Source organism: Mesorhizobium sp. M4B.F.Ca.ET.143.01.1.1 (genome assembly GCF_004792275.1).
GTDB lineage: Bacteria > Pseudomonadota > Alphaproteobacteria > Rhizobiales > Rhizobiaceae > Mesorhizobium > Mesorhizobium abyssinicae.
The window spans coordinates 42,209-56,565 of record NZ_SRSR01000008.1 but is presented as its reverse complement, the minus strand read 5'-3'; the positions used below and the strand labels follow the sequence as shown (position 1 = coordinate 56,565).

Genomic DNA, 14,357 nt, shown 5'->3' with positions numbered 1-14,357 from the left:
TGGCCGGAGCCCTTCGCGCATCGTCATCGAAAACTATTGGCCGTAGAGATCCTTGTAGGTCTCGCGCAAAACGTTCTTCTGCACCTTGCCCATGGTGTTGCGCGGCAGCTCGTCGACGAAGATCACCTGCTTCGGATGCTTGTATCGGGCGAGCCGACCCGCGATGGCGTCGAGGACATCGGCCGCGCCGATGGCCGAGCCCGGCTTGCGCACCACGATCGCAGTGACACCCTCGCCGAAGTCCGGATGGGCGACGCCGATCACCGCGCTTTCGCTGACGCCGGCAAGCGCATCGATCTCGCCCTCGATCTCCTTGGGGTAGATGTTGTAGCCGCCGGAAATGATCAGGTCCTTGCCGCGCCCGACGATATGCACGTAGCCGTCCCGATCGACGAGGCCGAGATCGCCGGTGATGAAGAAGCCGTCGGGACGGAATTCGGCCTTGGTCTTTTCCGGCATCCGCCAGTAACCCGCAAAGACGTTCGGGCCCTTCACCTCGATCATGCCAACCTCGCCCTGTGCGAGCGACCCGCCGCCGTCGGGATCGGCGATGCGCAGCGAAACGCCCGGCAAGGGAAAGCCGACCGTGCCGGCGCGCCGCTCGCCATCGTAGGGGTTGGATGTGTTCATATTGGTTTCGGTCATGCCGTAGCGCTCGAGGATGGCGTGGCCGGTGCGCTCTCGCCAGGCGGCATGCGTCTCGGCCAGCAAGGGCCCCGAGCCGGAAATGAACAGGCGGATGGTTTTCGCCGCCTGGGCGTCCAGGCCCTGCTGCTGCAGCAGGCGCACGTAGAAGGTCGGCACGCCCATCAGCGCGGTGGCGCGCGGCAGCAGCGAGACGATGCGGACCGGATCGAATCTCGCCTCGAACAGCATCGAGGCGCCGGCCATCAGGATCACGTTGGTGGCGACGAACAGGCCATGCGTGTGGAAGATCGGCAGCGCGTGGATCAGGACGTCTTCGGCGCTGAAGCGCCAATGCTCGACCAGCACGCGCGCGTTCGAGGCGAGGTTCTCGTGGCTGAGCATGGCGCCCTTCGAGCGGCCGGTCGTTCCCGACGTGTAGAGGATCGCGGCAAGGTCGTCCGGTCCGCGCGCCACATCGTCGAAATCCGCCTGATTTCCGGAAGCGCTTTCGGGCAGCGAACCGTCGCCGTGCTGACCAAGCGTCGCCAGCGCCGCGCCGGACGCCTGAGCCAGCGGGCCGATATCGGCCGCTCTTGCCGGGTCGCAGACCACCAGCCGCGGTTCGGCATCGCCAAAGAAATAGCGGAGTTCCGGCAGAGTGTATGCGGTGTTGAGCGGCAGGAAGACGGCCCCGGCGCGCAGGCAAGCAAGGTAGAGCAGCACCGCTTCCGGGCTCTTCTCGACCTGCACGGCGACGCGGTCGCCCGGCGCCACGCCGGATTGCACCAGCGCATGCGCCAGCTGGGCCGAGCGCGCCAGCATGTCGCCATAGGTGAGGGAGCGCCCGTCATCCGTCTGCATCAACAGCCGCCGAGGTGCCGTGACGCGGGCGCGAAAAGCGTCGAACAGGTGATTGCTCATTGTTGCTCCCGCGTGGCGCGGCGAATCCTAAATTCGCATCGTTGCGGCGAGAGCGAATATCAGATTTGAGACTGGAAGAGCAGCTATTTGCGGCCGCGCAACGCCTTGGCCGCGGTTGCCTTGGGATCGCCGTCCTGGCTGAAACGCGCCATGCACATGGCCGCCGTCAGCCGGTAATGGTTGAGCAAGGCCTCGACCGCGCCGTCGGCGTCGCCATCGAGGGTGCGTTCGGCGATCTGGCGGTGTTCGGCAAGGTCGTCGCGCTCGTCACCCGGGCCGTGCTGCGAGATCAGCCGGTAGCGGGAAGCCTGGTCGGAAAGCTGGTCGCAGAAACCGACCAGCCAGTGCGACCGGCAGCCCCCGATCAGCGCGCGATGGAAGGCGCGATGCAGCTTCTCCCAGTCCGGATTGTTGGTCGAGGGCTCACCCGGCAGGCGGCGCTGGGCGCGCGCCAGGCGATGCAGCGCCAGCACCAGCTGCTCTTCCCATTCGCCGGTGCGGTGCTCGATCGATTCGCGCAGCGCCCTTTCCTCCAGCCAGCAGCGGGTGCGGGTCAGCTCATCCAGCTCCTCGGCGCTGACCGGCATCAGGAAGAAGCCGCGCTGGTCGTGGCGGCCGAGCAGGCCTTCCGAAGCCAGACGGTTAAGCGCCTCGCGCACGGGCGAGGCGCCGGCGCCATATCGCGAAACCACCCATTCGACCCGAAGCTTGCTTTCGGTCTCCAGCACACCGCGCAAGAGATCGTCCCGAAGTTGATGATAGACCGTGCTGGCAAGGGTGCTCTTGGGTCCGGCACCTTCATCGCCCGGATCGGCGGTTCCGTACGTCAATATCGCTCCTGTTGCCTGCCTTGGCCTGTTGTTGGTTCTTGTTGCGAAGCAGTCTCAATCCCGTAGGCGTACTATACCGTGCCACACTTCGCGGCCTCAAGCGGAAGATGATGGTATTGGACTTAAAGAGGATAGAGAGCGCAGTGGCTCGCCGAAGTAACGGGCGGCTCAAGAATATTGAATTTTCTGAGAAGCTTGAGGCGCTGGACAGCGAAGCTACTCATTTCGGCTATCAATCAGACTGGGTATCCAGCCGAGATACGGTCAACGGCCAGGATCAGGCGGCGGCGCTGTCCGCCGCGGTCCTGATCGCCTCGATGTTGGCCCGATAGGCCTCGACGCTGTCGCCCTTGAAGATGGCGGCGCCCGCGACCAGCACGTCGGCGCCCGCCGCGGTGACCAGCGGCGCCGTCTCCGGCGACACCCCGCCGTCGATCTCGATGCGGATCGGACGGTTGCCGATCAGCGCCTTCACCCGCTTCACCTTGTCGACCATTGCCGGAATGAACGCCTGACCGCCAAAGCCCGGATTGACGGTCATGATCAGGATGAGGTCGAGCCGGTCGAGCACGTATTCGACAGCGCTTTCGGGTGTCGCCGGGTTGAGCGACACGCCGGCCTTCTTGCCGAGGTTCTTGATGGTCTGCAGCGAGCGGTCGAGATGCGGCCCGGCCTCTGCATGCACGGTCAGGCCGTCGCAGCCGGCCTCGGCGAAGGCGGCCAGATAGGGATCGGCCGGCGCGATCATCAGATGGCAATCGAAGAAGGCCTTGGTACGGTTGCGGATCGCCTTCACCACCGGCGGGCCGAAGGTGATGTTGGGGACGAAATGGCCGTCCATGACGTCGAGATGGATCCAGTCGGCGCCGGCCGCTGCGACGGCTTCGACCTCGTCGCCGAGCTTCGAGAAATCCGACGCCAGCACCGATGGCGCGATCAGGGTTTTCTTGGCCATGTCCGCTTCCCGTTCTTCAAGTCCGCTCCGCCCTAGCGCATCGGCTGCAAAATCGGAACCGATTTTCGGAAAGGACATGCCCGATTATGTGTTGGAGGGCAGCTAGTGCCAAAAAGGACGCATGTCGCTCCAGACCAGGACGAGGTTCGTCATCCCCGCAAAGGAGAGAGGCGGCACCGCCTCTCTCCTGGTTTGCAGCGGGATTCAGTTCACCTGAAGCCGTGACCTGGCCTGCCCCGGCAGAAACGACTGGCCCCTGCCTTGCTTCAACTTCTGCAGCCCAAGCGTCTTCGAAGCCGGCCTGGGCACGCAATGTCCGCGCACCGTCATTTCGGTTGGCCGGCAGCCCGTGGTGATGATTGCGTCCCTCACACATGCCTTGCCGACCAGATGATAGCCGCGTTTGCAGTCGATGATGATGGAAGGCATGCGAACGCATTCGCCATTGATGCGCTGTTCGTCACGCCGGCATTTCCCGGCGATCACGGCATTCTTCACGCATTTCAGGCCGACCTGATGATAGCCGGGCAGGCAGTGGATGCTGACGCCGATGCACCGGCCGTCGACCAGCTTCTCGGTGTTCTTGCACGCGGCCACCAGCGGCCTGTCGACACATTTGCCGCGCAGCAGACTTTGGCTAGGCAGGCATTTGCGGCCGGGATCGACGACGACCGGCGGCAGCCTGGGCTTGCCGAAGTCGGGTCGCGGGCTTGAGACCAGATCGTCGACCTTGGGCTCGATAGTCCGTTTTATGCAGGTGAAATCCTCCGCATCCATGTCGATGGTGGCGATGGATCCATTTGGCTTGATCTCCTGCAAGGTGCACTGGATCGAGCGGGTCCTGCTAATGCTGAGATCGTGCGCGGCACTGGCCTTGAACACACCGCCTTCGTTGAAGGCGACCGCGGTGCCGGTGAAGAAGGCGCCATTCGAGCAACCGATTCGATAGTGCAACGCGCCGGGAGCATCGCGGCTCGCTTCGAACGCGACCTGGCCTTTGCGCGGGCAAAGTTTCCTGGATCCGGCGCTGTCGGAAACGGTCACTTCGCCTTGCCAGTCGGCCTTTGCCGGCGGGTTGTCGGGATCGGCCTGCGGTCCATCGGTGAAGCCGCCGCCGCCGGCGCCAGTGCAATGGACGGTGATGTCCTTCCAGCCGTCGAAGGGCTCGAACGGGCCGTTGCCGACTATTTCGGTCTTGTACTGGAAGTACGCGGTCGCTCCGACATTCTCCCATTTCTCATAGATGGCGAAATAGCCGTTCTTGCCCGCGTCGAAGGACGCCCAGACCTGCTTGAACTCCGATGTGATCGGCCCATCGTCCTTCTGCCGCCAGATGCGCATCGATACCGGCCCGGCCTTGTTGGCCTGCGCGCGGCTGGTCACCTTGAGCGCCGGGCACACTGTGCCGGGTGTCGAGCCGGGCTGGTTCGAGCGGTAGGTGGTCAGGAACAGCTTGACGTTCTTTGTCTCGAATTCGCCGAAGTCGACGGCGATGTCCTGAGCCGCCGGTTTGACGACGGGATCGCAGACGACCTGAACGTCGAACGAACCGTGTTCGGCATAATGCGATTCGTAGATCGGATAGGGCCAGCTGCCGCCCATCACCTCGGTGGCAGCATTGTGCATGTCGAGCGCCTTGTCGGTCAGCGCCGAAAAGGTCGCGTGGAAAGTGTGTGTGAACGAATAGGACTTCGTCGGCCCATCGGGCTGAAGGTGCTGGTTGCACTTGGCGATAATCTGATCGCCATAGGGCACCGACGCGATGTCCGCATTCGAAGACAGCGCCATGATCGAGGGATCGAAGGAGAAGTTCTCCTGGTGATCATAGTCGCGGCTGACCGGCGATGCGCTCCAGATCGGCGGAAACGCCCCGCACTGGCTGGGGCCGCATACGCCGAGCGATACACCGACCTGCTGCACGTAGCCTGGCCAGCGTGTGTCGATCTTCATGTGGCCCCAGAACTGGACCGTGCCGCTTTTCAGCCTGTCCCATTTCTGTTTGTCGCTCGAAACGACATGAAGCGTGGTGTTGACGCTCTGCGTGTCGAACGACATCGACTTGATGTTGGCCTGTGTGGCGAAAGCGGAGGTGCTGACTAGTCCGGCTGCGAACAGGGCAACAGTCGCAACCGTATTGCGAAAGGCATAGCTGACTGAAGACATCTCTCTCTCCTGATGTGTTCCTTCAGCGATTGGTCGCCGCTCGCGGCATCAAGGTTCACGCGGGCGATCCCGCCAACGAAAAACCCCGCCGGATTGCTCCGGCGGGGTTCTGGTTTTCCTATCGCTAGATCACGGCTTGGAGTTCTGGATGTTCGCTCCCGCCGGATCCTGCTGCACCTGCGGCGTGCGTCTCGGCACCAGTTGCTGCAGGATGTTCGGATTGAGCAGCAGGTTCGGGTTGACCTCCACGCCCGGCTTGCGAAGCGGGACGCAGTTTGGATATTTTCCGGTCGTCCCGGTCGGGCAGCGCCGCAGGATGATGATCGGCTGGCACTGGCCGTTGATCAGCTGCGAACCCGGCGCGCATTCCTGCCGGACCCTACGGCAGGCGCCGTCACGGACCTCGGTGCCACGCGGGCAGACGCACTCGCCACGCTTGTTGTGGACCTGGCCGCGAATGGTGCACTGCTCCAGTTCGGGCTTCTTCTGCCGGCAGGCGCCGTCGCGGATCTCCGTACCCCTCGGGCAGACACAATTGCCGTTGGCGTCGTGGATCTGGCCGCGGATCGTGCACTGCTCGGGCTGTGGCCGGATCGGCCGGCAGGCGCCGTTGCGCAGCTCTGTCCCCTTCGGGCAGACGCAATCGCCATCGGCATTGCGGACCTGGCCGGGGATGCGGCACTGCTCCGGTTTCGGCCGGATCGGCCGGCAGGCGCCATTGCGCACCTCGGTTCCCTTCGGGCAGACGCAATCGCCGTCCGCGTCGTGGACCTGGCCGCGAATGGTGCACTGCTCGGGCTTCTGCTTGTCCCGCACGCAGGCATTCGCGATCCTGTCGAGATGCGTGCCCTTGGGGCAGTAGCAGCTGTCGCCGTCCGCCGACGGCACCGAGCCGGGTATGGTGCAGCCTTGCGTGATCTTCACGCAGGCGCCGTTCTCGAGCTCGGTTCCGCGCGGACAGACACAGCGCCCGTCCTCGGTGCGGATCTGGCCCTTGAGCAGCACGCAGGGCTTGGGCTTCGGCTCGACGATGACGCCGCCGCCCGTGCACTGGCCGTTGCGGTAGGTGGTGCCTTCGGGGCAGACGCAGCGGCCGGCATCGTTCATGACGAAACCTGCCGAGCACTGTTTCTTCACCTCGTTCCTGATGGTGAAGGGATGGCACGCATAGGCCCTGCCGCGATTGCCCTGGATGTTGGCCTGATCGCCGGCAAGCACGTCGCCGCCGCCCTGCACCCGCGTATCCGGGGACAGGACGCCAACGCAGTTCTGACCGTTGACCGTGCCCTGCAGATTGGCCAGGCGGCCGTCATCGGGGATGACCATGGTGACATTGTGCACGTGGCTTTCCCCGGCGCCGAGCGTCAGGTTGGCAATGCAGGACAAAGGCAGCGTCGTCGGTTCCGGCGAGCAGCCGAAGGGCGGCTCAATCGACGTGATCTCGACGCCTTCCAGCCTGCCCAGTCCTTCCACGCCGATCGCATCGCCGATCCGGACCGGACCGGAGAAGGCGGCCGGCCCATCGTTCGTGATGGTGATCTCGAACGAGCAGGGCTGGCCGGGCTGGCATTCGCTGTCGCCGGTCTTCTCGACGCGGATGGTCGGAGCCCCGCCGCCCTTGGCGCAAGCCTGGCCGATCGGATAGACGATGTCGTCTCCCGGCGCCGGCCCGTAGGAGCCGCGCGCGCAGTTCTCGAACTCGCCATTGGCCGAGACCGTCACGTCGAAGTGCCTGGAGGTTCCGGGCGTCATCACGGCGCCGGGAATCTGGCAAGACAGCGTGTTGGCCGGAACCGGTCCGCAGGCCCATTCCGCGCCGTCGGGAGTGACGGTCTGGATCTGGACCGGCGCGCCACCGGCCACCAGCGTGGCGGCATCGTTGACCCGCACCGGACCGGTGGGGGCCGCCGTGCCGGCGTTGCTGACGGTGATGCGGCAGGAAACCACCGCGGCACCGGCCAGCGAGCCGTTGCACACCTTGGTGATGCGCAGGCCGGGCTTGCCGCCATTGGGATGGCGGAAGCGTTCCTTGGCGCAGGCCTTGTTGTTGGTGAGGTCGACCTCACCGGGGATCGCCCTGACCTCGGCGCAGTTCTCGACGCTGTCAGACTGGTAGTTTGCCGGCATCACCGCCTTGACGACGATCGACGTCGACGCGCCAGGCATCAGCACGATGCCGGGATTGTCGCAACGGAACTGGCCGGGGCCGTTCGGTCCACAGCTCCAGGGCGGAGACGGGCCGAAGGTCGAGGAGGCCGGCGCGCCGCCGGGATAGCTGTCGACGACCGTCAGCGGTCCGTTATAGGGGACGCTGCCGTTGTTGATGAGGTCGATGACGAAGTAGCAGATGCCGTCAGCCGTGCAGACCGGGATGCGGGCACGCTTCTTCAGGATCAGGTCGACCTTCTTCTCGACCGGCGGCCGGCACTCGGGGTCGCGATCGCCACGCCGGCAGATCGGGATCGAGGCGCAGCCGCGATCGTTCTGCTGGCTGCCGAACAGCGGCTTGCCGCTGGCCTGGTAGTCGTAGATGGCGCAGTTGCGCAGCACGCGTCCCTGCCAGCCCGGCGCCGGCTTGAAGCCGAGCTTGAGGTCGACAAAGGCGCCTGGGTTGAGCGTGGTCACCGGATGGGTGCAGGTCATCGGCGTGACGCCGGGCACGCAGACCCAGGGCGGGTTCGGGCCGGAATCCAGCACCGAGCCGGCCGGCAACGTCACCTCGTCGAGCACGATCTTGCCGTGATAGGGGGTGCCGCCGACATTGCTGACCCTGATGGTGAAGTCGCAGCCGCCGGCCATCGTGCAACGCGTGACATCGGCGCGCTTCTCGACCTTGAGGTCCGGCTCCTTGTCGGGCGGGCATCTGAGATCGCGTGGGATGACGATGTCGATGGTCTGCGTGCAGCACAGGCCCCAGCCCTCCTCCGGACCGGCATAGGTCTCGATGCCGGTGACAATAAGGTGGATGACATCACCGGGCGATGCGCCGACGATCTTCCAGTTGAGCACGCCGCCGCCCGCCGGCACCAATTGGGTGTCGGGGATGATGGTGATGCCGGGCGTGGTCGTCGAGACCTGCACCCACTTGCCGCCCATCTCCGGGCCGACAGGCATGTGGTAGATGAAGGCGCCGCCGCCGGGCACGCAATCGACCGTGCCGCGCTCCACCTTGAAGCATTCCTTGCCGGGAGGTGGTGGTGGCGGATTACATTTGGTCAAGTCGATGCGGATCGAGGTCTTCTCGCCGGTGAGGAAATCGCCGTCATCCGGCTTGCCCGGATCCTGCGACGGGATGATGGTCCCCGGGCCGCCTCCCATCGACACCTTGATCGTGCCCTGGTTGTCGATCATGGCCGGCGCGGGGAACGCCGCGTGGTCGATCTTGGCCACGATCTGGAAGGTGATGGTGCGTTCGTTCGCGGCGCCCATGCCGTCGAGATCGCTGGCGGAAATCCGGAAATCGGAAACCGTCGCGGTGTCGTTCGGGTCCGCCGAGGTGCTGATCGATGCACCGGGCAGAGCGCCTCCACCGGCATCGGTGCCGTCGCCGGACACATGCACGCTGACGATCTGCAGGCCATGCGGAAGCTGGTCCTTGAAGTCGAGCCTGGCGTTCTTCAGCGCATTGGCAAGCACGGGATTGGCAAAGGCTTGCGCATTGCCGTGCAGGCCGAACGTCAAGGTGTAGAAGACGTAGTCGCAGCTTCTCTGGCCGCCCTTCTTGGTGAAGAACGGCACGATGCGCCCCGGCTCGGGATTGACGACACGGGGATTGTCGAGCTCAAGCCTGGGTTCCGGGCCTGCGGCCTCGACGATCTTGGCCGGGATGGGGTCCTCGGCGAAGGCCGGCAATGCCGGCAGCATGGCGACCGCGATACCGGCCGCCATCAGCCAGCGCGCGCCGCGCCTGGCATATGACAGGGGTTTCATGATCGTCTCCATGACGGTGGGTTTGCTGCTGGGAGCAAACGGGGAAAGCGCGGAAATGGTCATCTTTCCCTCCCTCACGGTTCGCAGCTGACGGCTGGGGTTCTGAGCGGCAGGGTCATCTTGCAGCAAGGGTAGTAGCCGCCCTTGTCGCGGTCTGACTGCCTGTAGAAGCAGAGCCCGACATCGACCGTGTCGCCCGGATAATGGCCGGTGATGCCGATCGTGTATGGGGTGCCCGGCGCATGCGACATGGGTGAGGTCACCCCGACGCCTGGCGTCTTGGACAGAGCCTTGATCGAATCGCCGCCGAAGCCGGCATGGTCATGGAGATAGAGATCGGCCTCGAGGCCCGAGGGCGTGCAGAAGTACTGGACATCCTCGACATCGAGACAGGGAGGCAGATTGCCGGGCGGTGGGAAGTCCGGCGGATAGAATGGCGGCAGGTAACCGCCAGGAATTTCCTCATAGTAGCCGGCACGGCCCTCGCAGGGACGCCAGACCCTGACGTCGCCGACATGGCCTTCCACTTCCGGGTCCTCGAAATAGCTGTCGAAGTCGACGAACCAGGAGCCGAAGGGCGGCACGTTGGCCGGCTTGACCAGCGGGGTCGGCGTGAACTGGACGCCATGCACGGCAAAAGGCCCGCCAGCGGCGAGTTGCTCGGCAAGCGCCGGATTGTCACGCAACTTGTCGCCGGTGTTGACCAGCGTGTCGGTGCAGACACTGGTGTCGAGATTGCCCTCGGCGTCATAGCCATATTGCAGGTCGACGCCGCCGGCCGACTGGCGGTTGCCTTGCGGGAAGCCGATCGCATATTCCTGCGGCTCTTCCACCCAGACCGATTCCGTCGCCGGATCGTCGGGATTCTCGCGCCAGTAGCGGATGACCTCGCCCTTGCCGGAATCGGCGAAGCGGCTGTAATCGTAGCGGTTTTCCACCGGGCCGCGCTGGGCCAGGTACATGAAGCCCTTGTTGTCGAAAGCGATGCCGGTGACGGCGTAGTCCTTGTCGGCCTTGACAGTCAGCTCCCAGCGCGGATCGCCGGCGAAGCGGCCGTCGCGGGCAATGCCCACCGACCAGACCTCCGCCTTTTCGCCGACCGTATAGTAGACCCGGCCGCCGTGATAGGCGACTGCCCAGACACGGCGCTCGTCCTGGGTGTAGCCCCATGTGTCGGGGTCTTCGCTGTCGAAGGCGGCGCCCTGGATGTCCATGACGGCGCCGTCGTCGGCGACCGGGTCGAGCCCGTGCGCCGGGCGTCCGGCGACGCCATGGTCGAACGTGTCGATCAGCGTGCCGTTGGCGTCGATGCGATGGATCAGGCCAGTGTCGAGATCGGAGGCGAAGAACTGGCGATGGATGGGGTCGAAGGAAAGGTTGCCGATGCCGGGCCCGCTGTTGGTGTCGATATCGGCGAATTTCGAAACGGCGCCGGTAATGCCGTCGATCTTCCAGATCGTGCCCGGCCCGCCGCCATTCTCGGTGCCGAACTGGCCTTCCATGAAGGCAGCACCGGCAGCGCCGCGGCGCTCTCGCTCGGGCCGTCCGTCACTGTCGGCGTCGGGCGTGACGATCTCGATGCCGTGCAGCGAGGTCGCGGCGGCATAGAGGTTCGGGATGCCCGACGGCACGCCATCACGCACGCCGTCGTCATAGGTAAGGCCGAAGACCTCGCCGATCTGGCCGGCCGTCACCTCGAAGGGCGGCGGCGTGTAGACGAGCTGGCCCGAGGCCGGGCCGCCGAGATGCGAGACGTCGAAGACGCGCAAGGAGGCGCGGCTGGTGTCGATGAAGGTTTCGTCGACCGGATCGACGCCGGGCGGAAGGCCCCCCTCTTCGGACTCGGAAGAGTCGAAATTGGGGATGACGGTGCCGGGGAAGCCGGTCACCGCCATCGAGCCAGGATAGATGATCTGGGTTTCCTGCGCGCCGGCAGGGCTGCCGAGCCACAGGCCGGCGCTGAGCGCAAGAGCAAGAAATCCGCTGGTTGCCTTTGCCGCGCGGCGCAAACGGCCGGCACGAGCGTGCGCAAGAGCGCCTTGGTCGCAGGACATAGAACTCCCCCCGAAGTCTATGGAAGAACCATCCGGCATTGCCGCGCGAATCAGGGCAAGGCTCGGCGTTCCGGCACGTTCTTCCCTGATCGAATTGTCTGCTTTCCTCATGCTCACGATACGCCGGCTCTTACGCAGGGTCAACGGAATCAGCGGAAAGCCCAGCGCATCGACCCTGTCCCGAAGACGGTGGTCGCGCCGAGCTTCTGTTGTTCCCGGAGACCGTGGAGCCTCTGGGTTTCTGGTCATTGGGTTTTCCTTTCCCGGGCCGCACCATGCGGCGCCTGAGCGTCAGTCGCGGGCTGACGCGGAAAGGTTCATGCCGCCGCCGATGGAATCCTGCGGCCGGCTTTCCGCCACGGCGGCCTTCTGTTAGCGTTGGTGCGGATAAGGGTTGGATAGTCAGGGAGGGGGCATGACAGGCAAGCGCCTCATACTGCTGCTGGCGTCGCTCGTCCTTTCGTCGCCGGCATTGCCGTCGGCGGCCAAGACCCTGGTCTACTGCACCGAGGCCAGTCCCGACACATTCGATCCGGCACTTGCCTCCGGCACCCGCGATGCGTCGGCGACCGCGCTCTACAACCGCATTGTCGAGTTCGAACCCGGCACGACCAAAGTGCGTCCCGGCCTCGCCGAAAAATGGGAGGTCTCCGACGACGGGCTGACCTACACATTCCATCTGCGGCGCGGCGTGCGATTCCACAGCATCGAAGGCTTCACCCCGACGCGCGACTTCAATGCCGACGACGTGCTGTTCACTTTCGAGCGCCAGGGTAGCGCCGGGAACCCTTTCCACAACTATGCCGGCCGCCAGTACATCTATTTCGACGGCATCGGCATGCCGGACCTCGTCGTCGGCTGGCGCAAGCTCGACGACTACACCGTCGTCATGACGCTGAAGGCGCCGCACTCGCCGATGCTGGCCGATCTGGCGCTGGATTTCGCGTCGGTCGTCTCGAAGGAATATGCCGACAGGCTGCTGGCGGAGAAGCGTCCGCTGGACCTGGCGACAAGGCCGGTCGGAACCGGTCCGTTCCAGCTTGTCGACTATCAGCAGGATGCGGTCATCCGCTACAAGGCCAATCCGGACTACTGGCGCGGCCGGGCGAAGATCGACGATCTGGTCTTCGCCATCACCACCGATGCCAGCATCCGCATGGCAAAGCTGCGCGCCGGCGAGTGCGATGTCATGCCCTATCCCAATCCGGCCGACCTCGAGGCGATCAAGGCCGCGCCCGGCATCAGGCTGATGCAGCAGGAGGGCCTCAACACCGGCTATCTCGCCTTCAATACCTTGCAGAAGCCGTTCGACGATCCGCGCGTCAGGAAGGCGATCGACATGGCCATCGACAAGAAGGCGATCGTCGATGTCGTTTTCCGCGGCACCGGCGAACTGGCTCGCAATCCGCTGCCGCCGACCTCATGGGCCTATGACAAGTCCGCTCCCGGCGATGGCTACGATCCCGATGGCGCCAGGCGCGAGCTCGCCGCCGCCGGCGTCCATGATCTGCGCATGAAAGTCTGGGCGATGCCTGTGCAGCGGCCCTACAACCCCAACGCCCGGCTAATGGCCGAGATGATCCAGTCGGATCTCGCCAAGATCGGCGTCGGTGTCGATATCGTCACCTATGAATGGGCCGAGTATCTCGCCCGCTCGAAGGCGCGCGACCGCGATGGCGCCATGCTGTTCGGCTTCACCGGCGACAATGGCGATCCGGACAATTTCCTGTCAGTGCCGCTCGGCTGCGCCGGCGTCGGCACCACCAACCGCGCCAACTGGTGTTTTGCCGCTTTCGACGCGCTGCTCAAGCAGGCGGCGGCCATCGTCGATCCCGCCGCCCGTGCGAAGCTCTATGTCGAGGCGCAGCGACTGTTCCGGGAACAGACGCCATGGGTGGTCATCGCGCATTCGGTGGTGTCGATCCCGATGCGCGAACGGGTTCGAGGCTACGTCATGGATCCTTTCGACCACCATGACTTCTCCGGCGTCGACATCCAGGACTGACCGCCCGGTGGCGGCCGCGGACCTCGACGTCTATGTGGAGAGCCTCAGCAATTTCGGCTCGTCGCGGGAATACTCGATCCAGTCGCTGCTGCCTCATGTGGAAGAGGCCGGGCTGAAGGTGCGCGTGCTCGATCGTCCGGCGGGCGGCAGCCGTGCGCCGGCCGCCCTGCTGCATGTCGACCTGACGGAAGTGCCGCAAGAATATTCCCAGATCGGCATTCTCTACCAGCGCACCATCAACGGCCGCGCCCTCTCCATCCACCGGCACCTCTATTCGACGCTCAGGCTGAACTACGGCGACAGCCACCCGGGCCCGGTCGTCGTCAAGACGGTGCTCAACAGCCGGGGCCGGCCCGAGCTGCGCTGGCGGCAATACCGCAATGGCTGGACGCGGGCAGCGCATGCGTTGCGCAAGATCGCGACGCCGGACTACAAGGAGCGCCTGTGCCCGCGCTACCGCGTCTACGGCACGATCACCGAGGTTCCGGCGGAGGTCTGGCGCGACGAGAGGCTGATGGTGGAGAAATTCGCTTTCGACAGCCTCGACCTGCCGATCGTGAAACATCGCTACATGTTCCTGCTCGGCGCCGAACTCAACATGCGGCAGGTCTACGAAGACGTGCTGTGCGCGGGCGCCAAGATTGTCAGCAACGAAGTGGGCGGCGCGGTTCCCGACGAGGTCAGGGCGGTGCGGGAGAAGCTCCATCTCGATTACGGCGCGATCGACTATTTCATCGTCGACGGCAAGGGCATCGTTGTCGATGCCAACAAGACGGTCGGTTCCAATCCGAGCTGGCTGAAGCGCAATTTGTTCCGGCAGGAATTCGACCACCGCATGGCCGAGGCGCTGATCGGCTTCATCCGCGGCTGAG

The 14,357-nt window shown here is 64.9% G+C and carries 8 protein-coding genes; 2 read left to right on the top strand and 6 right to left on the bottom strand.

Going from position 1 to position 14,357, the window contains the following annotated elements:
• Nucleotides 1-33 precede the first annotated feature (33 nt).
• The 6 genes from EN786_RS20635 to EN786_RS20610 form a co-directional block, all read right to left on the bottom strand.
• Nucleotides 34-1,548, bottom strand: coding sequence for a malonyl-CoA synthase (locus EN786_RS20635; protein WP_135908784.1), 1,515 nt, complete (start codon nt 1,546-1,548; stop codon nt 34-36).
• An 83-nt stretch (nt 1,549-1,631) separates the two neighbouring features.
• Complete coding sequence (locus tag EN786_RS20630; protein ID WP_127286293.1) at nt 1,632-2,378, bottom strand: GntR family transcriptional regulator; 747 nt, start codon at nt 2,376-2,378, stop codon at nt 1,632-1,634.
• Between the two features lie 277 nt (nt 2,379-2,655).
• Nucleotides 2,656-3,333 (bottom strand): ribulose-phosphate 3-epimerase, encoded by a 678-nt coding sequence (gene rpe, locus EN786_RS20625; protein WP_127286292.1) that lies wholly within the window; start codon nt 3,331-3,333, stop codon nt 2,656-2,658.
• A 204-nt stretch (nt 3,334-3,537) separates the two neighbouring features.
• Complete coding sequence (locus EN786_RS20620) at nt 3,538-5,496, bottom strand: EB domain-containing protein (protein ID WP_127286291.1); 1,959 nt, start codon at nt 5,494-5,496, stop codon at nt 3,538-3,540.
• A 129-nt stretch (nt 5,497-5,625) separates the two neighbouring features.
• Nucleotides 5,626-9,489 carry a hypothetical protein gene (locus EN786_RS20615; RefSeq protein ID WP_127309774.1) on the bottom strand — a complete coding sequence of 1,288 codons (3,864 nt, stop codon included), beginning with the start codon at nt 9,487-9,489 and terminating at the stop codon, nt 5,626-5,628.
• 11 nt (nt 9,490-9,500) lie between these two features.
• Nucleotides 9,501-11,480, bottom strand: coding sequence for a hypothetical protein (locus EN786_RS20610; RefSeq protein ID WP_127283444.1), 1,980 nt, complete (start codon nt 11,478-11,480; stop codon nt 9,501-9,503).
• 415 nt (nt 11,481-11,895) lie between these two features.
• Between EN786_RS20610 and EN786_RS20605 the strand changes: the two genes are divergently transcribed.
• Together EN786_RS20605 and EN786_RS20600 are read left to right on the top strand one after the other, a co-directional pair.
• Nucleotides 11,896-13,485: an ABC transporter substrate-binding protein gene (locus EN786_RS20605; protein ID WP_127283445.1), complete on the top strand. Its 1,590-nt coding sequence runs from the start codon at nt 11,896-11,898 to the stop codon at nt 13,483-13,485.
• A 7-nt stretch (nt 13,486-13,492) separates the two neighbouring features.
• The gene (locus tag EN786_RS20600) at nt 13,493-14,356 is read left to right on the top strand and encodes a hypothetical protein (RefSeq protein ID WP_127283446.1); all 864 of its coding nucleotides are present in this window, start codon (nt 13,493-13,495) and stop codon (nt 14,354-14,356) included.
• Nucleotide 14,357: the final 1 nt, after the last annotated feature.